Origin of the sequence: Sphingomonas sp. NCPPB 2930, assembly GCF_042867205.1 — a bacterium.
GTDB lineage: Bacteria > Pseudomonadota > Alphaproteobacteria > Sphingomonadales > Sphingomonadaceae > Sphingomonas.
Map to the genome: position 1 here is coordinate 152,357 of NZ_JBHZQU010000005.1, position 19,733 is coordinate 172,089.

Sequence of the window (19,733 nt, forward strand, 5' to 3'; positions counted from 1 at the left end):
GCTACCCTACCAACGCCAGCCGCGCTTCCGACGACTTCATCGCCACCGCGGTCACGCCTGGCAGGTCCTCGATATGACTGGCCAGCTCGGCGTCGAGCAGGAAGTTGCGCCCCAGCATTAGCAGCGTATCGCCGTCCGGCCCCGCGATCCGCGCCCGGACCTCGCCCCGGCCATTGCGCAGCGGGTCGAGCATCGCGTGCAGCGCCTTGAACGCTGCCTTGTCTGCCACCGTCACCTCGACCACGAACTTTGCAGTGCTGGCGAGTCCGTCAAACGGCTGGACCCGCTTGATGCTGACACGCGGCGCCTCTTCGCCCGGACGGCGATCCAGCTCGACGGTGATGAGCGCGCAATCGCCCTCCTTGGCGGCCTTTTCCAGATCGCCCGCCACCGAATCGTCGAAACAGGTCGCCAGGAACTGCCCCGTCGCGTCGGATAGCTGCGCCATCATATAGCGCTTGCCCCGCGCCGAGGTCCGCCAACGCGCATCCTCGACCAGCACCGCCATGGTCGCGCCGATCCGCGCGCCGTCGTCGGGGATGATCAGGTCGGTCAGCGAGGTATAGGTCCGCGCGCCGTGCATCTTGGCGATATGCGCATGGCGGTCGACCGGATGGGCGGAGAAATAGAAGCCGAACGCCTCCTTCTCCTGCTCCATCCGCTGCGACAGGCTCCAGCGGGTGCCAGTCGGCAGCTTGATCGCGTCGCCCGCCACCTCGGTCTCGCCGAACAGTCCACCCTGCCCGCTCGTCCGCCCCTCATGGGTGCGCGCGGCGATGGCGAGCACGGTTTCGGCGACCGCATGGACGCCCGCACGGTTGACCTCGATCCCGTCGAACGCCCCTGCGGACGCCAGCGTCTCCAGCTGGCGCTTGTTCATCAGGCGCGGATCGACCCGCTTGGCCAGCGCATCGAGCGAGGCAAAGGGGCCGCCCGCATTGCGCTCGACGACCAGCTTCTCCATCGCGCCCTCGCCCACCGACTTGAGCGCGCCCAGCGCATAGCGGACGCCCAGGCCGTCCTCATGTGGCTCGACATCGAACTCGGCCTGGCTGGCGTTAATGCAGGGCGGCAGCATGGTCACGCCCATCCGCCGCGCATCGTCGACGAAGATCGCCAGCTTGTCGGTCAGCGCCATGTCGTAGCACATCGACGCAGCATAGAATTCATGCGGGTGATGCGCCTTCAGCCACGCGGTCTGATAGGCGAGCAGCGCATAGGCCGCCGCATGGCTCTTGTTGAAGCCGTAGCCGGCGAACTTGTCGATCAAGTCGAACAGTTCATTGGCCTTTTGCGACGGGATGCCGTTCACCTCCTGGCATCCCTTGACGAAGATGGCGCGCTGCGCGTCCATCTCCGCCTTGACCTTCTTGCCCATCGCGCGGCGGAGAAGATCCGCGCCGCCCAGCGAATAGCCCGCCAGGATTTGGGCGGCCTGCATCACCTGTTCCTGATAGACGAAGATGCCATAGGTCTCGGACAAGATCTGTTCGAGCAGGGGATGCGGGTAGACGATCTCCTCGGTCCCCTGCTTGCGGCGACCGAAGCTGGGGATATTGTCCATCGGGCCCGGTCGGTACAACGACACGAGCGCGATGATGTCGCCGAAATTGGTCGGGCGCACGGCGGACAGGGTGCGCCGCATGCCTTCCGATTCCAGCTGGAACACGCCGACCGTGTCGCCCTTCTGCAGAAGAGCGTAGGTGGCCTCGTCATCCCAGGCCAAGGCCCCGAGATCGACCTCGACCCCGCGCTTGGCGAGCAGCTGCACCGCCTTTTGCAGCACAGACAGCGTCTTGAGGCCGAGGAAGTCGAACTTGACCAGCCCCGCACCCTCGACGAACTTCATGTCGAACTGCGTCACCGGCATGTCCGAGCGCGGATCGCGGTAGAGCGGGACCAGCTGCGCCAGCGGCCGGTCGCCGATCACCACACCCGCGGCGTGGGTCGAGCTGTGGCGCGGCAGCCCCTCCAGCTTCGTCGCCAGATCGAGCAACCGGCGGACCTGGTTGTCGTTGGCATATTCCTTCGCCAACTCGGGCACGCCGTTCAGCGCGCGCTTCAGGTCCCACGGATCGGTCGGGTGGTTGGGGACCAGCTTGGCGAGGCGGTCGACCTGGCCATAGCTCATCTGGAGCACGCGGCCGGTGTCCTTCAGCACCGCGCGCGCCTTCAGCTTACCGAAGGTGATGATCTGCGCGACCTGGTCGCGGCCATATTTCTCCTGGACGTAGCGGATGACCTCGCCACGCCGGGTTTCGCAAAAGTCGATGTCGAAGTCGGGCATCGACACGCGTTCCGGGTTCAGGAAGCGCTCGAACAGCAGGCCCAGCTTCAGCGGATCGAGGTCGGTGATGGTCAACGCCCAAGCGACGACCGAGCCCGCGCCCGAACCACGGCCCGGACCCACGGGAATGTCGTGATCCTTGGCCCATTTGATGAAGTCGGCGACGATCAGGAAATATCCGGGGAAGCCCATCTGGATGATGATGTCGACCTCGAACTTCAGCCGTTCGTGATAGGCCTCGCGCCAGCCGGGCTCGCCCTCGCCCTCCAGCTCTGCGATACGGTCGAGCCGTGCCTCCAGACCCGCCGTCGCGTCGCGGCGCAGCATCGCCGCCTCGCCCTCGCGGTCGCCCGCCAGGCTGGGCAGGATCGGCTTGCGCCACGGGGCCATGACGGCACAGCGCTGTGCGACGACCAAAGTGTTGTCGATCGCTTCGGGCAGGTCGGCGAAGAGCTGCTTCATCACCTCGGCAGGCTTCAGCCAGGCCTCGGGGCTGCTCTTGGGGCGGTCGTCCATTTCGACATAGGTCGAATTGGCGATGCACAGCATGGCATCATGCGCATCGCGGAAGCCGCTATCGGCAAAGCAGCAGGGATTGGTCGCGACCAAAGGCAGGTCGCGGTCATAGGCCAGGTCGATCAGATCCTGCTCGGCCGCGATCTCGACGGGATCGTCCCGCCGCGCCAGTTCGACATAGAGCCGGTCGCCGAAGATCGCCTGAAGCCGGTCGGCATAGGCCTTCGCCCGGTCCGGCTGGCCTTCGGCGAACAGCCGCGCGATCCCGCCCTCCCCGGCGGCGGTCAGCGCGATCAGGCCGGTGCTGAACTTCTCCAGCGTGTCGAAGCCGACATGCGCCGCCAACTCGATCGGCCGGTCGAGATGCGCCGCCGACACCAGCGCACACAGATTGTCATAGCCGGTCATGTCCTGCGCATAGAGCGCGATCCAGTCCACCACCGCGCCGACATTGTCGGGCATGTCCGGCCGCGCCAGGCCCAGCATGGTGCCGATCACCGGCTGAACCCCGGCCTTCTTGGCAGCGTCCGAAAAGGCCATCGCGGCATAGAGGCCGTTGCGGTCGGTCAGCCCGGCGGCGGGAAAGGCGTTCGCCTTGGCCTGCGCCGCAATCGCCTTGGGATCGATCGCGCCGTCGAGCATCGTGAAGGAGGAAAAGATGCGAAGCGGCACATATCCGGAATGCATCACGCACCCTTACGCCAAGCAACATGATTCGACCAGCACGGAACCCCGGTCAAAGGGAGTCGTTACGCCGACAGAATATCCTGATCTCGCTCAAGGACGTGATGATGACCGATACGGACCGTTCTTTTGCCGCCTCGCTTCGGCCCGGTGCCGGATGGGGCTGGATTCTGGCTTACGGCATCCTGTCGGCCTTGCTGGGTCTGGCGGCGTTCCTGTTCCCGGTTCCCGCCACCTTCGCTGCGACGCTGGTGATCGGCGCGTTCCTCATCGCCTCGGGGCTGGTGTCGATCGGTGCCGGTATCTTCGGCAAGGGGCATGAGGGGCGCGGCTATGCGATCGGCTTCGGGATCGTGTCGCTGATCATCGGGCTGATCATGGCGTTCGAGCCCGCGACCGGGGCCATTTCGATCACTCTGTTGATCGCGGTGTGGCTGGCCTTGCGCGGCGTGCTGGAAATCGGGCTGGGCGCGCGGATGCGGCGGCGGCGCGGCTGGATGATCGCGCTGGGCGTGCTGAACATCATCCTGGCGCTGTTCGTGCTGGCGACGCTGCCGTGGAGCGCGATGACGTTGCCGGGCTATATACTGGGGCTCAGCTTCCTGTTCGGCGGGATCACCTCCATCGCCTCGGCACTGGATCACAAGAAGGGGGCGAGTGCGTTTTCGCTTTGAGGCCCTTGGCCTTCGACTTCGCTCAGGCTGAACGGCCGTTCGAACCAACCTCCGTTCACGCTGAGCGAAGTCGAAGCGCACGCCCGGACCTCTACCAAACGGCGCTACTTGCTCCCTGGCTTCAAGCCGAACGGGGGTTGGGTCCAAGCCCCAGCAACCGTGAGACCTAGAGGAGCCCCTCAATGTCGTGCGCCAGATCCTCCGGCTTGGTCGTCGGGGCATAGCGGCCGACCACCTTGCCCGACCGATCCACCAGGAACTTGGTGAAGTTCCACTTGATTGCCTTCGTCCCCAGCAACCCCGGCGCTTCGCGCTTCAGCCACCCGAACAACGGATCGGCGCCGTCGCCATTGACCTCGACCTTCGCCATCACCGGGAAGGTCACGTCATAGGTCAACGAACAGAAATTCGCGATCTCCGCCGCGTCGCCCGGCTCCTGCGCGCCGAACTGGTTGCAGGGAAAGCCCATCACGGTCAGCCCCTGCGCCGCATAACGACGATGCAGCGCCTCCAGCCCTTCATATTGCGGGGTGAAGCCGCATTTGGACGCGGTGTTGACCACCAGCAGCACGCGCCCGGCATAGGCCGCCATGGCGACCGGCGTGCCGTCCGCCGCCCGAACGGTGAAATCGCTGATCCCGCTCATCGATGCTTCCCCAGCAGATAGTCCAGATTGGCGCGCACGCCGGGCCATTCGCGATCGATGATCGAATAGACGACGCTGTCGCGGATGCGCCCGTCCGCCATCACCTGATGCCCGCGCAGCACGCCGTCCTTCTTCGCGCCCAGCCGCTCGATCGCCGCCTGGCTGCGCTTGTTGAGCGAATCGGTGCGGATCTGGATCGCCTGACACTCCATCACCTCGAAGGCATGGGCCAGCAGCATCCGCTTCGCCTCGGTATTGACGCCGGTCCGCTGGACGCGCGCCGCGTAGAAAGTGCCGCCAATCTCCAGCCGCCGGTGCTGCGGCGCCATCCGCATATAGCGGGTCGTGCCGACCACCGCGCCGTCCGGCGTCTCGACCGTGAAGAGCAGCGCACGGCCCACGTCGCGCTCCTTGAGCGCCGCCGCCAGCCAGCGCTCGGGCGTCTTCATCATCGAGACATTGGCGTAGAAGATGTTCCAGAGTTCGCCCTCGCGCGCGGCCTCGACCAGCGCGGGCAGATCGGCCTCGACGAAGGGGCGCAAGCGAACGTGGCGGCCGGTCAGCGTCGGCGTCTCGCTCCAGACGCTCATTGCAGGCGGCCTTCGTGGAGGCGCACCACCCGGTCCATCTTCAATGCCAGCCGCTCGTTATGCGTCGCGACCAGCGCTGCCGAACCCTCGCCGCGCACCAGCCGCAGGAATTCGGCCAGCACGACCTCGGAGGTGTGTTCGTCCAGATTGCCGGTCGGCTCGTCGGCCAGCACCAGCGGCGGCTGGTTGGCGAGCGCACGGGCGACCGCGACTCGCTGCTGCTCGCCGCCCGATAGCTGGCTCGGCCGATGGGTCAGCCGGTGGCCGAGGCCGAGTGCGGTCAGCAACCCCCTGGCCCGCGTATCGGCGGCGGCGGGCAGCTTGCCCTGCACCAGTTGCGGCAGGACGACATTCTCGATCGCGTTGAAATCGGGCAGCAGGTGGTGGAACTGGTAGACGAAGCCCAGATAATCCCGCCGCGCGATGGTGCGGCCGTGCGAGTCGAGCTTCGACACCTCCTCGCCCGCGATCCGGATCGAGCCCGAGAAACCGCCCTCCAGCAAACCGACCGCCTGGAGCAGCGTCGACTTGCCCGAGCCCGAGGGGCCCAGAAGCGCCACGATCTCACCCGGCGCGACGGCCAGGTCGACGCCGCGCAGCACCTCGATCGTCTGCCCGCCCTGGGTGAAGCTGCGCGAGAGCTCACGCGTCTCCAGCACCGGCTCGGCCGTGCGGGGGGCGACGGCATCGCCCATGCGGATGATCGGATCATTCATAACGCAGCACCTGCACCGGGTCCGTGCTCGCCGCCTTCCAGGCGGGGTAGAGCGTGGCGAGGAAGGAGAAGACCAGCGCCATCGACGCGATCACGATGATCTCCACGGGGTCGGTCTTGGACGGCAGCTCGGTCAGATAGCGGATCGAGGGGTCCCACAGATTCTGCCCCGTCACGAACTGGACGAAGTTCACCACGCCCTGGCGATAGAACAGGAACACCGCGCCCAGCGCCAGCCCCGCAACCGTGCCCAGCGCGCCGATCGTCGTGCCCACCGTCATGAAGATGCGCATCAACCCGCCGCGCGTCGCACCCATCGTGCGCAGAATGGCGATGTCGCGCGTCTTGGCACGGACCAGCATGATCAGCGAGGACAGGATGTTGAACACCGCGACCAGGATGATGATCGACAGCACGGTGAACATCGCCACCCGCTCGACCGCCAGCGCCTCGAACAGCTGCGCGTTCATCGTCCGCCAGTCGGCGATCACCGCGCGCCCGCCCAGCTTGTCGGCGAGCGGCGCAAGGATCTGGCCCACCCGGTCGGCGTCCACCGTCTGGATTTCGACCATGCCGACCGTGTCGCCCATCAGAAGCAGCGTCTGCGCATCCTCGATCGGCATGATGACATAGGCCTTGTCATAGTCGTACACCCCGATCTCGAAGATCGCGCCGACCGTATAGCTGACGATGCGCGGCACCGTGCCGAAGGGGGTGGTCTGCCCCTGCGGACTGATCAGCGAAATCTCCGAGCCGACCTGCGCGCCCAGCGCCTCCGCCAGCCGGCTGCCGATCGCGATGCGGCCGCTGCCCGGTGTGATGCTGTTCAGATTGCCCATGATGATCTTGGAGCGGATCGCCGAATTGCCCCGGATGTCCTGCACCCGCATGCCGCGCACCAGCACCGCCTCGACCCGGCCGTTATAGCTGGACATCAGCGGCTGCTCGATCATCGGCACCGCGCTGGTCACGCCCGGCGTCGCTTTGGCCTCGCGCACGATGTCGCGCCAGTCGGGCAGGCGCCCGCCCACCCCCTGCACCACCGCATGACCGTTCAGCCCGACGATCTTGTCGAACAGTTCGGCGCGAAAGCCGTTCATCACGCTCATGACGATGACGAGCGCGGCGACGCCCAGCATGACCGCGACCAGGCTGATCGAGGCGACGAGGAAGATGAACGCCTCTCCCTTGCCCGGCAGCAGATAGCGCCGGGCGATCATCCGTTCATAGCGTGACAGGATCATTGATGTCCGATCGATCCGTGGAGAAACTGATAAGCCCAGCGGCTGTACGGGCGGCATCCGGCGGTGGCAATGCCGCGCCCGATTCCGGCGGCCAAACGGCCGACTCGCCGCATTGTTGCGCGACGGCAACACAAGCCCCGCAATCGTAGCATCGATGCCGCAAGAGGGATGACAAGCCCCGCCATCCTAACGTACCACAATCTCACTGAGACACAGGCAGCAACGGCCGTGGTTCGGGGATTGCTCCAACGCTCACCCAAAGAGGTTGATGCGGGAGCGGGAAAAGGGGGCTGACGAGCGATCGTCACGCAGGCGCCCGGATCGGAAACGGTCCGGGCGTTTGTCATTGGGGCCTCGTCGCGCATCGCTCCATCGAAAAGCCGCCGGAACCGGCTGAGAAACGGGGAGCTTCCAAACTCCGTTTCCAGATGCCGGCCCGGCGCCCGTTCACGGGACTGTCGCTATACCAGATCAAGATGAACCGAATGTGGACGAATCCTGTGATTCGTCCCCTTCGATCCTCCCCACCACCGATGGGGAGGAATGGGTCAGAACGACTTGGAAATGGTGAACCCATATGTGCGCGGATCGCCCGGCTGGCCGACGATCAGCCCGGTCGAACCCGACTGGGTCGCCAACAGCTCGTAATAATCATGATCGAACAGGTTGCGGACCCAGACGAACGCGTTCCAGCTGCCCGGCGCCTTGAACCCCGCCCGCACATTGGACAGGCTGTAGCCATTGATGTCGGTATAGGCCGAGCGCGACGGGTTGGACGAGAATTTGGACCGATAGCTGCCGTCATAGCCGAGATAGAATTGCCCCTCGGTCCCCGCCACGGTCGCGGGCAGGTCATATTCCGCGCCGTAGGAAAAGGCCCAGCGCGACACGCCCGGCAGCCACTGGCCCGAAATGTTGCAATAGGGCAGCGAATTGCCCGGCGTCCCCGCCGCCGCCGGCGTGCCGACGATCTGGCCGTTGACCACCGGCAGCGCGGTGCCGCCCGACAGCTCGGGCGGGCATGGCGCGTTGGTGAAGCGGGTATAGCGCGCATCGGTGAAGGCGCCATTGGCATAGACGTTGAACCGTTCGGTCGGGCGGAAGGCCGAATCGATCTCGATCCCCCGCGTCCGCACGCGCCCGGCATTCGCCAGATAGCCACGCAGGACATTGACCTGAAGATTGTTCACCGTCGCCTGATAATCGCCGATCTCGGTCCAGAAACCCGCGATGTTCACCGTCGCGCGGCGGTCGGCGAACTGGGTCTTCAGCCCCAGCTCGAAATGATTGACCTTTTCCGGCTTCACCGTCTGGGTCGCCAGGATCGGGTTGTTCTGCGCATCCAGCGGCAGGCCCGACAGGTTGATGCCCCCCGACTTATAGCTGCGCGCATAGGTCGCGTAATAATGGACATTGGGGTTGAACTCATAGGCGATGGTCAGATCGCCCGACAGGTTCCAGTTGGTGAAGGACGGCGTGTAGTTTTGCGGCGCCAGCACCCCGCGCTGGTCGCTGGTCAGGCTGGTCGAACCCGCGCCATTGGTCACGACCGAGACATAGGAGCCGTCCTTGCGGTCGTAATTGAGCCGCAGGCCCGGCGATACCGACAGGCGGTCGTCGACATGCCAGGTCAGTTTGCCGAACAGCGCCGCCGAGGTGTTGGTGAAACCGATCGTGTTGCGCGCGGTCAGCCCGTTCAGCGTCGCAGGGTTGCGCCCGGCGGAGCCGGTCGGATTGAGCAGGAAGGCGCTCGCCGCCGGGCCCTGCACCTGCAACCCCTGCGTGTCGATCGACTGCCAGAAGTAAAAGGCGCCCAGCACATAATCGAGCGTCCGCTTGCCGTTGGAGGCGATGCGGATTTCCTGCGTCACCTGGCTCTGCTGCGACGGATTGGCCGAGACGGTGGTGATGGGCAAGCCGATGAAGTCGCGGTCGTTGGACGGGTCCCAGTGCCAGAAGCGCCACGCTGACACGCTGGTCAGCGTCGCCGATCCGATGTCCCAGTTGGCGACCAGCGACAGGCCGCCCAGTTCCTGTTTGGCGCGCAGATCGGTGTCGACATCGGTGAGCCGGTCGAAGGCGTTGGTCGACGGCACGCTATAGCCCTGCGCGGCGGCCAGCGCCGGATATTGGCGATTGAGCGGACGCTGGGTCGCGCCCACCCGCGCATAATATTGGACGCAGCAATTGGGGTTCTGCCGCGCATAATCCCCCGACAGGGTCAGGTCGAGCGTGGGCGTGGCATGCCACAGGAACTGGCTGCGCAGCGACAGATTGTCCTGGCTGTTCTGCCACTCCTGCTGGCGGGTGTTCCAGACGGTGCCGCGCCGCGTGGTGATCGAGGTCGACAGCCGCACCGCCACCTTGTCGTCGACCAGCGGGCCGGACACCGACGCCTTGCCCTGAAAGAAGTCGTAATTGCCGCCGCTCAGCTCGACCCGCGCCTCGGGCGTGAAGCTGGGCGGGCGGGTGATGATGTTGATCGCGCCCGCCGTGGTGTTCTTGCCATAAAGCGTGCCCTGCGGCCCACGCAGCACCTCGATCCGCTCGGTATCGGTGAAGTCGAACGTCGCCGAGGCGATGCGGCTGTAATAGACCTGGTCGACATAGATGCCGACACCCTGCTCGATCCCGTCATTGGTCAGCCCGAACGGCGCGCCGAGCCCGCGGATATTGGCGGCCGAATTGCGCGGGTTGGTCGAATAGAATTGCAGCGTCGGCTGGATTTGGGTCAGCCGGTTGACATTATAGGTGCCCGTCTCCGCCAGCGCGGTGCCGCCGATCACCGACATGGCGATGGGAACCGACTGGATCGTCTCGGCGCGACGGCGCGCGGTGACGACGACGTCGCCCCCGCCCTGTTGCGCGGTGCCCAGCCGCCCTTCTTCGCGACCCGACCGGGCGGCGGGCTCGGGCGGCGTGGCGGTCTGTGGATCGGACGTGGCCGCCACCGTCTGGGCAGCAAGCATGAGTGCCAGGGTCAAGGACATGGAAGCTCCCCTTTTGATTTCACCTCCTATTCACACATCGATTTACTGGGCATTCAAGCGCGGACCGGCTTGGGCCGCTGGAAGATTTGCTTCTCGATCCGCGTGGGCTCTTGAAGGACATGAAACACGAACCATATCGGTTCGCGTGCGGTGCCGCTGACGGGCCGCACGGAGCGGCCTTGCCCGTCCGGGCGACGGGTGGGCCGATCCTCTTCAATTCGCTTCTGATGGAGGTTTTGACATGCGTATCGACCTGACCCCGTATCGCCGTTCGACCATCGGTTTCGACCGGCTGTTCGATCTGCTGGAGGCCAATTCGCGCGGCGCTTCGGCGGAGAATTATCCCCCCTTCAATCTCGAGCGTCTGGCCGAGGACCGTTACCGCATCACCCTGGCGGTGGCCGGTTTCGCCCGCGACGAGATCGAGATCACCGCGCAGCAGAACATGCTGCTCGTCACCGGCAAGAAGGATGACAAGGCGACTGCGCCCAACTTCCTGCATGTCGGCATCGCCAATCGCTCGTTCGAGCGGCGCTTCGAACTGGCGGACTTCGTGTTCGTCGAGGATGCGCGCCTGAACGACGGCCTGCTCGTCATCGACCTCGTCCGCGAGGTGCCCGAGGCGATGAAGCCCAAGACGATCGCGATCAAGACGGGCCAGCCGCTGGCGGCGGTCGAACATCACGCCGAAGAGGCCGACGCGGCCAAGGCGGCATAACAAGGCTCGACGTCTTTCCCCTCCCTGAAGACGTCGCGGGGCGTCCGGACCGACGGGTCCGGGCGCCTTTTGGTTTCTCTCCGGCCTCCGTTCGGGCTGGGCGAGGTCGAGGTCTGTGTACCGTCATCCACCGGGTGGACAGGTTTTCCCTTGGCCTTCGACTACGCTCAGGCTGAACGGAGGGTGGGCGTGCGGCAAGGACTGTCGCTTTGGCCGCCTTCCCCAAATCCCAAACCCGTTCGGGCTGAGCGTAGTCGAAGCCTACGCCCCGTCATCCGCCAAGTGGGCAGGCTTCCCCCTTGGCCTTCGACTACGCTCAGGCTGAACGGAGGGTGGGCGGGCGGCAGGGGCTGTCGCTTTGGACGCCTTTCCCGAAACCCCACACCCGTTCAGGCTGAACGGAGGGTGGGCGGGTGGCAAGGACTGTCGCTTCGAACGCCTTCCCCAAATCCCACACCCGTTCAGGCTGAGCGTAGTCGAAGCCCACGCCCAGCCATCCGCCAAGCGGACAGGGCCTCTCTCGGCCTTCAACCTCGCCCACGCCGACCGGAGCAAAGAAATCACCTTCAAAGAAAAACCCCGCCTCCATCTGGAGGCGGGGTCATCAAATCACACCAACCGGCTCTGCTTCACCGCCGCTTCAACGAAGCTGGCGAACAGGGGATGCGGGTCGAAGGGTTTCGATTTGAGTTCCGGGTGGAACTGCACGCCGACGAACCAGGGGTGATCGGGCCGCTCGACGATCTCGGGGAGCGTGCCGTCCGGCGACATGCCGCTGAACACCAGCCCGCCCTTTTCCAGCGCTTCCTTATAGGCGGTGTTCACCTCGTAGCGGTGACGATGCCGCTCGGAAATATCCTCGCTGCCATAGATCGAGGCGACGACGCTGTTGCCCGCCAGCTTCGCCTGATAGGCGCCCAGCCGCATCGTGCCGCCCAGGTCGCCGCTGGCCTCGCGCTTTTCCAGGCCGTCACGGCCCATCCATTCGGTGATGAGGCCGACCACCGGCTCCGAGGTCGGGCCGAACTCGGTCGAGGAGGCGTCCGTGATCCCCGCCAGATCGCGCGCGCCCTCGACACAGGCCATCTGCATGCCGAAGCAGATGCCGAAATAAGGCACGCGGCGTTCCCGCGCGAACCGGACCGCCGCGATCTTGCCCGCCGCGCCGCGCTCGCCGAACGCGCCGGGGACCAGGATGGCGTGGCAGGGTTCGAGCTGCTGCGCGATCTCGCTCTCGTCGCCCTCGAACAGTTCGGCGTCGATCCAGCGGATATGGACCTTCACCTTGTTGGCGATGCCACCGTGCACCAGCGCCTCGTTGAGCGACTTGTACGCATCCTGCAGGCCGACATATTTGCCGACCACGCCGATCGTGACCTCGCCCTCGGGATTGGTGAGGCGATCGACGATCTCGGTCCAGCGCGACAGGTCGGGCGCGCCCTCGGGCTCGATCCCGAATGCGCGCAGCACTTCCGAATCGAGACCTTCGGCATGGTACTGAAGCGGCACCGCATAGATGCTCGCCGCGTCCAGCGCCGGAATGACCGCCGAGGGCGGCACATTGCAGAACAGGCCGATCTTGGCGCGGTCCGAGGCGGGCAGCGGATGCTCGCAGCGGCAGACCAGCACGTCGGGGGCCACGCCCAGCGCCGCAATCTCGCGCACCGAATGCTGGGTCGGCTTGGTCTTCAGCTCGCCCGCCGCCGCGATATACGGCACCAGCGTCACGTGGATGCTGATCGACTTGCCACGGCCCAGCTCGTTCTTGAGCTGACGGATCGCCTCGATGAAGGGCAGCGATTCGATGTCGCCGACCGTGCCGCCGATCTCGCACAGCACGAAGTCGAGATCCTCGCCATTCTCGTCGACCGTATCGGCCTTGGCGAACGCCTTGATCGCGTCGGTGACGTGCGGGATCACCTGGACGGTCGCACCCAGATAGTCGCCGCGCCGCTCGCGCTCGATGATCGTCTTGTAGATGCGGCCCGAGGTGACGTTGTCCGACTGGCGCGAGGCCACGCCGGTGAAGCGTTCGTAATGGCCGAGGTCGAGGTCGGTCTCCGCCCCGTCATCGGTCACATAGACCTCGCCATGCTGATACGGGCTCATCGTGCCCGGATCGACGTTGAGATAGGGATCGAACTTGCGGATGCGCACGCGGTAACCGCGTGCCTGCAGAAGAGCCGCAAGAGAGGCCGCCATGAGGCCCTTGCCGAGCGACGAAACCACGCCGCCGGTGATGAAGATATACCGCGCCATGGGAAGAATCGCCTAGCTTGGATGGGGTGGATACGACAACAGCAAAGATGCGCGCCGCCGGAAATTATCGGCGGCGCGTTGGCCTATGCTGCGATGGAAACGAAATTTAGCGGGCGAGCGGAACCGCCGAATTGTCCGCCGGAGCCTGGGCCGGCGCGGTCCCGGTCGGGACCGGAGCGGGCGCGGGCTGGGTAATCGGCGCCTGGGTCGCGGGCGTGCGGGCCAGCGAGGTGTCGATGGCGGGCGCGCCGCGCGTCGCGGCCAGGACCGCGAGCAGGATCGAGAAGCCGATAAAGGCCGTGGCCAGCACCGCCGTCGCACGGCTGAGGAAGTCGGCCGCGCCGCGTGCCGACATCAGCCCCGACGGGCTGCCCCCCATGCCCAGACCGCCGCCTTCCGACCGCTGCATGAGAATCACCGTGACGAGGGTCGCGGCGATGATGGCGTGGATGACGAGCAGGAATGCGAACATGAGGCGCGTGTGATCCCGATGGAGGGTGTTCGAAAGCGCGCACATAGGCGAGGCCGCGCCTGCGATCAACCTTGCCGCGCCGGACCGAGCCGCGACGAATCGCCGGTCGGGGGGCGATAAGATGTTCGCAAATGCGGAACATCAGTGGAAACCACCATTGGGAAAGGGCGTTATGAACACGTAACAACGCCCGGCAAAGCCCGGCACAGCCATTGGAATCGCCATCGTGTCCCACCCACACGAACCGCAGACGCTGCTGGCCTGGATGTCGGCGCTGGTCGATTATGTCCGTTCGGGTGAACCCGACCTGACCAACCGGCAGATGGCCCTGCTGCTCGTCGTTTACCTGCGTCCGGGCCCGCATACGGTGCGCGGTTTGGCGCGCGCCTTGAACGTCTCGAAACCCGTCGTCACCCGCGCCTTGAATAGACTGGGAACGCTGGGCTATCTGCGCCGCCAACGCGATGATAGCGACAAGCGTAACATCTTTGTCGCCAGGACACCTGAAGGGGCGGACTTTCTTGAAGAATTCGGACATTTCATCGGCGCTGGCGACGCCCCTGCCCTCCAGCGAGCCAGCGCGTAAGAGCTTTGCGCTGCAGGGACGCCGGGTCAGCCTCGACCCTCGCACCCATGCGGTTCGCGCCGATCTGGCCGATGTCCGGCTGGCCGAATACGTATTCGCACCCCATTATGCCGCGCCCCTGCCCTATAAGACGTGCAGCGCGCTGACCTTGCGCGAGGGACGCAAGACCGACAGCGAGGTGCTCGCCGAACTCGCCCCCGGCGAGGCGTTCGAGGTGCTGGAAGTCGCGGGCGGTCTGGCCTGGGGCATTGCGCCGCATATGGGCCTGGTCGGCTATTGCGATGCGGCGTTGCTGGAGCGGGTGCAATGACGAAGACGGTGTTCATCGACGGCGGCGCGGGCACGACCGGGCTGGAAATCGCCGACCGACTGGCCGGGCGCCCCGACCTGGCGATCGTCACGCTGCCCGACGACCGCCGCAAGGATGCGGATGCGCGGCACGAGGCGATCAACGATGCCGATTTCGTCATCCTCTGCTTGCCCGACGATGCCGCGCGCGAGGCGGTGTCGCTGATCGACAATGATCGCACGCGCGTCGTCGATGCCTCCACCGCGCACCGCACCGTGGAGGGCTGGGTCTATGGCATGGCCGAGCTGGAGCCCGAGCAGGGCGACCGGATCGCGGCGGCGCGTTTCGTCTCCAATCCCGGATGCTATCCCACCGGCTTCCTGGCGCTGGTCCGGCCGCTGGTGCGCGCGGGCCTGATCCCCGCCGACTGGCCGGTGTCGGTCAACGCCGCATCGGGCTATTCGGGCGGCGGCAAGGCGATGATCGCCGAATATGAGACCGCCGAGCACCGGGCTTTCCGCCCCTATGGCCTGTCGCTGGCGCACAAGCATGCGCCCGAGATGCAGCGTCATTCGGGCCTGGCCCATGCGCCGATCTTCGCCCCCGCCGTGGTCGACACTTATCGCGGCATGGTCGTCGAGGTGCCGTTGCCGCTCTACGCCCTGCCCGGCCGCCCCTCGCTCCAGGCGGTGTCGGACACGCTGGCCGCTGCCTATGCCGACAGCCGCATCGTCCGCTTTTCCACGCAGGACGTGGCGGCGGTGGATATCGAGGAAAATGCCGGAACCGACCGGATGACCTTGCGTGTCTGCGGCAATCCGGCCACGGGTCTTGCTCGACTGATCGCCACGCTCGACAATCTGGGCAAGGGTGCCGGTGGGGCGGCAGTCCAGAATCTGAACATCATGGCCGGGCTCGATCCGACCGCCGGCCTCGTGCTCTAAGGAGACGTCATGACGCGCAATCCCGTTGGCAAGCTGCTGCTGTTCGGCGCGACCGGCGACCTGTCGCAGCGTATGCTGCTGCCGTCGCTCTATAATCTTCACGCCGATGGGCTGTTGCCCGAGGAGTTGACGATCACCGGGACGGCGCGGTCCGACTATGACGATGCGGGCTTCCGCGACTTCGCCGCGCACGCGCTCGACACGTTCCTGCCCGATGACCGCAAGGACGCCGAAAAAATTGCAGGCTTCTTAAATCGATTGCAGTACCAGTCGCTCGATGCCTCCTCGACGGAGGGCTTCCCCGCACTCGCCGAGAAGGTCGGCGACGTGTCGAACGGCCTGGCCATCTATCTGTCGACCGCGCCCAGCCTGTTCGAATCGACGATCAAGGGCCTCGAATCGGTGGGCCTGGCGGGCGAGACGGTGCGGATCGGCCTGGAAAAGCCGCTGGGCTATGACCTCGCCTCGTCCAAGGAGATCAACGACGCGGTCGCCTATGGCTTCCCCGAGGAGCGGACCTTCCGCATCGACCATTATCTGGGCAAGGAAACCGTCCAGAACATCCTGGCGCTGCGCTTCGGCAATTTCTTCTTCGAGCCGATCTGGAACGCCAACGGCATCGACAATGTCCAGATCACCATCGCCGAGACGGTCGGGCTGGAGGATCGCGCGGGCTATTATGAAGGCGCCGGTGCGCTGCGCGACATGGTGCAGAACCATATCCTGCAACTGCTCGCGCTGATCGCGATGGAGCCGCCCGCGCGCTATGACGGCACCGCGATCCGCGACGAGAAGGCCAAGGTCTTCCGCTCGCTGCGCCTGATGAAGCCCGAGGAAGTGCCCCACAACACCGTCACCGGCCAATATGTGGACGGCGCGGTGGGCGGCAAGATCGTCGGCTCCTATGCCGACGAACTGGGCAAGCCGTCGCGCACCGAGACCTTCGTCGCGATCAAGGCGCATGTCGACAATTGGCGTTGGCAGGGCGTGCCCTTCTACCTGCGCACCGGCAAGCGCATGGCCGCGCGCCGTTCGGAGATCGCGATCCAGTTCAAGCCCGTCCCCCATTCGATGTTCGCGGGGCGCGGCGGCCTGCTCCAGCCCAACACGCTGGTCATCCGCCTCCAGCCGGAGGAATATATCCAGCTGCTGGTGATGGCCAAGGAGCCCGGGCTGGACCGCGACGGCATCCATCTGCGCGAAGTGCCGCTGAACCTGTCGCTCGACGCCGAGTTCGCCGGGACCCGCCGCCGCATCGCCTATGAGCGGCTGCTGCTCGACCTGATCGAAGGCGACCAGACGCTGTTCGTCCGCCGCGACGAGGTGGAGGCGCAGTGGACCTGGATCGACGCGATCCGCGCTGGCTGGGACGCCAACGACCTCAAGCCCAAATCCTATCCCAGCGGCAGCTGGGGCCCGTCCGCCGCGATCGCGCTGACCGAGCGCGACGGCGTGACCTGGCAGGACGACTGACCCACCCCCGCCCCACCGAGCGGGCGGACGACATCGGCGCGATCCCGGCCCGCCCCACACGGCGGGCCGCGCCTCGCGCCCGGACTATCAGGATAGAGACGACATGACCGACGAAATCGAATGGTGGGATTACGAGGACACCGCCGAGATGGCGGGCGCGCTGGCGGGCGATATCCAGTTCATCATCGAAAGCGCCATCGAGGCGCGCGGTGCGGCGGTGATCGCGCTGTCGGGCGGCAAGACGCCGATCCCGGTCTATGAGAAGCTGGCCCAGGCCAAGCTCGACTGGAAGCGCGTGACGATCGTTCCCGCCGACGAACGCATCGTGCCGCTGGGCGACGCGCTGTCCAACGTGACGATGATCGGCAAGATCTTCCTGCCCAAGGGCGCGCGGGTGATGCCGATCGTGCCGCAGGCGACCCAGGACTATAAGGCCGCGGGCCGCTCGGCCGATGCGCTGATGCAGGAACTCCACTGGCCGCTCGACCTGGTCCTGCTGGGCATGGGCGCCGACGGGCACACCGCCTCGATCTTCCCCGGCCCCGATTATGACGAGGCGCTCAATGGCCCGAAGGAGCGCCGCGCGCTGGGCCTGATGCCGGAGCCCCTGCCCCCCGAGGCACCCGTCGCGCGCGTGACGCTCAGCCGGGCGGGCATCGTCTCGGCCCGATCGATCATGATTGCCATTTCGGGACCGGCCAAGAAAAAGGTGCTGGAAGACGCGATCAAGGAAGGGGCATCGTCCCCCTATCCGATCGGCCGCGTGCTGGCCGACGTCGAACTGCCGATCGACATCCACTGGAGCGAGCAATGAGTCTGAACGCCGCCGTCTCGGCCGTCACCGACCGGGTCATCGAACGCTCGAAGCCCGGTCGGCAGGCCTATCTCGACCTGATCGCGCATGAGGCCGAAACGGCGGTGCGCCGCCCCAATCTGGGCTGTGCCAACCTCGCCCATGCCTATGCCGGGACCGAGGAGGACCGCGACGCGATGAAGGCGGATCGCGGCATGAACATCGGCATCGTGTCGGCCTATAACGACATGCTGTCCGCGCATGCCGTCTATTACCGCTATCCGGAGCTGATGAAGGTCTGGGCGCGCGAGGTCGGTGCCACGGCGCAGGTCGCGGGCGGCGTGCCCGCCATGTGTGACGGCGTGACGCAGGGCTATGCGGGCATGGAGCTGTCGCTGTTCAGCCGCGACACCATCGCGCTGTCGACGGCGGTCGCGCTGAGCCACGGCACCTTCGAGGGCGCCGCGCTGCTGGGCATCTGCGACAAGATCGTGCCCGGCCTGCTGATGGGCGCGCTGCGCTTCGGCCATCTGCCGATGATCCTGGTTCCCGGCGGCCCGATGCCGACCGGCCTGCCCAACAAGCAGAAGGCCGCCGTCCGCGAAGCCTTTGCCGAGGGCAAGGCGGGGCGCGACGAGCTGCTCGACGCCGAGATCGCGGCCTATCATTCCAAGGGCACCTGCACCTTCTACGGCACCGCCAACACCAACCAGATGATGATGGAGGTGATGGGCCTGCACATGCCGGGCGCCGCCTTCGTCAATCCGGGCACCAAGCTGCGCCAGGAACTCAGCCGCGCCGCCGTCCACCAGCTGGCGAAGATCGGGCAGCGCGGCGAGGATTACCGGCCGCTGGGACGGTGCGTCGATGAAAAGGCGATCGTCAACGCGGCGGTTGGCCTGCTGGCGACCGGCGGCTCGACCAACCACCTGATCCACCTGCCCGCCATTGCGCGCGCGGCGGGGATCATCATCGACTGGGAGGATATGGACCGCCTCTCGGCCGCCGTGCCGCTGATCGCGCGGGTCTATCCCAATGGCTCGGCCGATGTGAACGGGTTCGAGGCGGCGGGCGGCATGCCCTATGTCATCCGCGAACTGCTGTCGGCGGGGCTCCTCCACCAGGACATCCTGACCGTCGCGGGCAAGGACCTGTCCGATTACGGCCAGACGGCGGTGATCGCCGACGACAAGCTGGCCTGGACCCCGGTGGGCGACAGCGGCGACGAGACGATCCTGCGCCCGGCCGCTGCGCCCTTCTCGCCCGATGGCGGGATGCGCATCCTGTCGGGCAATATCGGCCGCGCCTGCATCAAGGTGTCGGCGGTCGAGCGCGACCGCTGGATCATCGAGGCGCCCGCGCGCGTCTTCTCCGACCAGTCCGAAGTGCAGGCCGCGTTCAAGGCGGGCGAGCTGGAGCGCGACGTCGTCGTCGTCGTCCGTTTCCAGGGGCCCAAGGCCAATGGCATGCCCGAGCTGCACAAGCTGACCCCGCCGCTGGGCGTGCTCCAGAACCGGGGCTTCAAGGTGGCGCTCGTCACCGACGGCCGCATGTCGGGCGCCAGCGGCAAGGTGCCCTGCGCCATCCATCTCAGCCCCGAGGCGATCGGCGGCGGTGCGATCGGGCTGATCCGCGACGGCGACATCGTCCGGCTGGACGCGGTGGCGGGCACGCTCGACGCGCTGGTCGATCCGGCCGAATGGGCCGCGCGCGAACAGGCCGTGACCCCCGCCCCGGTTCAGGGCATGGGCCGCGAGCTGTTCGCATTGTTCCGCCAGGCCGCCGACGAGGCCGAGAAGGGCGCATCGCCCATTCTCGCCGGCGCCGGCCTGTAAAAGATAAGGGGGAGGATA

The 19,733-nt window shown here is 66.2% G+C and carries 16 protein-coding genes; 8 read left to right on the forward strand and 8 right to left on the reverse strand.

Annotated features, from left to right (window positions below):
* Position 1 precedes the first annotated feature (1 nt).
* Positions 2–3,493, reverse strand: a complete 3,492-nt coding sequence (dnaE, locus tag ACFX59_RS08370; protein ID WP_387431442.1) for a DNA polymerase III subunit alpha — start codon at positions 3,491–3,493, stop codon at positions 2–4.
* Between the two features lie 101 nt (positions 3,494–3,594).
* Here dnaE and ACFX59_RS08375 point away from each other — a divergent pair, with 101 nt between their 5' ends.
* The gene (locus tag ACFX59_RS08375; RefSeq protein WP_387431445.1) at positions 3,595–4,161 is read left to right on the forward strand and encodes an HdeD family acid-resistance protein; all 567 of its coding nucleotides are present in this window, start codon (positions 3,595–3,597) and stop codon (positions 4,159–4,161) included.
* 166 nt (positions 4,162–4,327) lie between these two features.
* Here ACFX59_RS08375 and ACFX59_RS08380 read toward each other — a convergent pair whose 3' ends face one another.
* The 5 genes from ACFX59_RS08380 to ACFX59_RS08400 all read right to left on the reverse strand — a co-directional run bounded on the left by ACFX59_RS08380 (position 4,328) and on the right by ACFX59_RS08400 (position 10,346).
* Positions 4,328–4,807 carry a glutathione peroxidase gene (locus ACFX59_RS08380; protein WP_387431448.1) on the reverse strand — a complete coding sequence of 160 codons (480 nt, stop codon included), beginning with the start codon at positions 4,805–4,807 and terminating at the stop codon, positions 4,328–4,330.
* A complete protein-coding gene (locus ACFX59_RS08385) occupies positions 4,804–5,397 on the reverse strand; it encodes a GNAT family N-acetyltransferase (protein ID WP_387431450.1) in 594 nt (197 codons plus the stop codon). Before ACFX59_RS08385 ends, ACFX59_RS08380 begins: the two co-directional genes overlap by 4 nt.
* Entirely contained in the window at positions 5,394–6,092 is a 699-nt protein-coding gene (locus ACFX59_RS08390; RefSeq protein ID WP_387431612.1) for an ABC transporter ATP-binding protein, read from the reverse strand. Before ACFX59_RS08390 ends, ACFX59_RS08385 begins: the two co-directional genes overlap by 4 nt.
* A gap of 13 nt (positions 6,093–6,105) precedes the next feature.
* Positions 6,106–7,356 (reverse strand): lipoprotein-releasing ABC transporter permease subunit, encoded by a 1,251-nt coding sequence (locus ACFX59_RS08395; protein ID WP_309696140.1) that lies wholly within the window; start codon positions 7,354–7,356, stop codon positions 6,106–6,108.
* Positions 7,357–7,904: 548 nt separating this feature from the next.
* Positions 7,905–10,346 (reverse strand): TonB-dependent receptor, encoded by a 2,442-nt coding sequence (locus ACFX59_RS08400; protein WP_387431454.1) that lies wholly within the window; start codon positions 10,344–10,346, stop codon positions 7,905–7,907.
* Positions 10,347–10,587: 241 nt separating this feature from the next.
* On the opposite strand from ACFX59_RS08400, the gene ACFX59_RS08405 reads away from it, so the two are divergent.
* On the forward strand, positions 10,588–11,064 hold the full coding sequence (locus tag ACFX59_RS08405; RefSeq protein ID WP_309696143.1) for an Hsp20 family protein: 477 nt from the start codon (positions 10,588–10,590) through the stop codon (positions 11,062–11,064).
* Positions 11,065–11,673: 609 nt separating this feature from the next.
* Here ACFX59_RS08405 and ACFX59_RS08410 read toward each other — a convergent pair.
* Both ACFX59_RS08410 and secG read right to left on the reverse strand, forming a co-directional pair.
* Positions 11,674–13,323, reverse strand: coding sequence for a CTP synthase (locus ACFX59_RS08410; RefSeq protein WP_307099486.1), 1,650 nt, complete (start codon positions 13,321–13,323; stop codon positions 11,674–11,676).
* A 106-nt stretch (positions 13,324–13,429) separates the two neighbouring features.
* Positions 13,430–13,795, reverse strand: a complete 366-nt coding sequence (gene secG / locus ACFX59_RS08415) for a preprotein translocase subunit SecG (RefSeq protein ID WP_307099489.1) — start codon at positions 13,793–13,795, stop codon at positions 13,430–13,432.
* Positions 13,796–14,060: 265 nt separating this feature from the next.
* Here secG and ACFX59_RS08420 point away from each other — a divergent pair, with 265 nt between their 5' ends.
* The 6 genes from ACFX59_RS08420 (at position 14,061) to edd (ending at position 19,715) form a co-directional block, all read left to right on the forward strand.
* Entirely contained in the window at positions 14,061–14,381 is a 321-nt protein-coding gene (locus ACFX59_RS08420; RefSeq protein WP_058732142.1) for a MarR family transcriptional regulator, read from the forward strand.
* Complete coding sequence (locus ACFX59_RS08425) at positions 14,317–14,691, forward strand: SH3 domain-containing protein (RefSeq protein WP_387431457.1); 375 nt, start codon at positions 14,317–14,319, stop codon at positions 14,689–14,691. The genes ACFX59_RS08420 and ACFX59_RS08425 overlap by 65 nt, the downstream gene beginning before the upstream one ends.
* The gene (argC, locus tag ACFX59_RS08430; protein WP_387431459.1) at positions 14,688–15,614 is read left to right on the forward strand and encodes an N-acetyl-gamma-glutamyl-phosphate reductase; all 927 of its coding nucleotides are present in this window, start codon (positions 14,688–14,690) and stop codon (positions 15,612–15,614) included. The genes ACFX59_RS08425 and argC overlap by 4 nt, the downstream gene beginning before the upstream one ends.
* A 9-nt stretch (positions 15,615–15,623) precedes the next feature.
* Positions 15,624–17,087 (forward strand): glucose-6-phosphate dehydrogenase, encoded by a 1,464-nt coding sequence (zwf, locus tag ACFX59_RS08435; RefSeq protein ID WP_387431462.1) that lies wholly within the window; start codon positions 15,624–15,626, stop codon positions 17,085–17,087.
* A 103-nt stretch (positions 17,088–17,190) separates the two neighbouring features.
* Positions 17,191–17,901 carry a 6-phosphogluconolactonase gene (pgl, locus tag ACFX59_RS08440; protein ID WP_387431465.1) on the forward strand — a complete coding sequence of 237 codons (711 nt, stop codon included), beginning with the start codon at positions 17,191–17,193 and terminating at the stop codon, positions 17,899–17,901.
* Complete coding sequence (gene edd, locus ACFX59_RS08445) at positions 17,898–19,715, forward strand: phosphogluconate dehydratase (RefSeq protein ID WP_387431467.1); 1,818 nt, start codon at positions 17,898–17,900, stop codon at positions 19,713–19,715. The genes pgl and edd overlap by 4 nt, the downstream gene beginning before the upstream one ends.
* Positions 19,716–19,733: the final 18 nt, after the last annotated feature.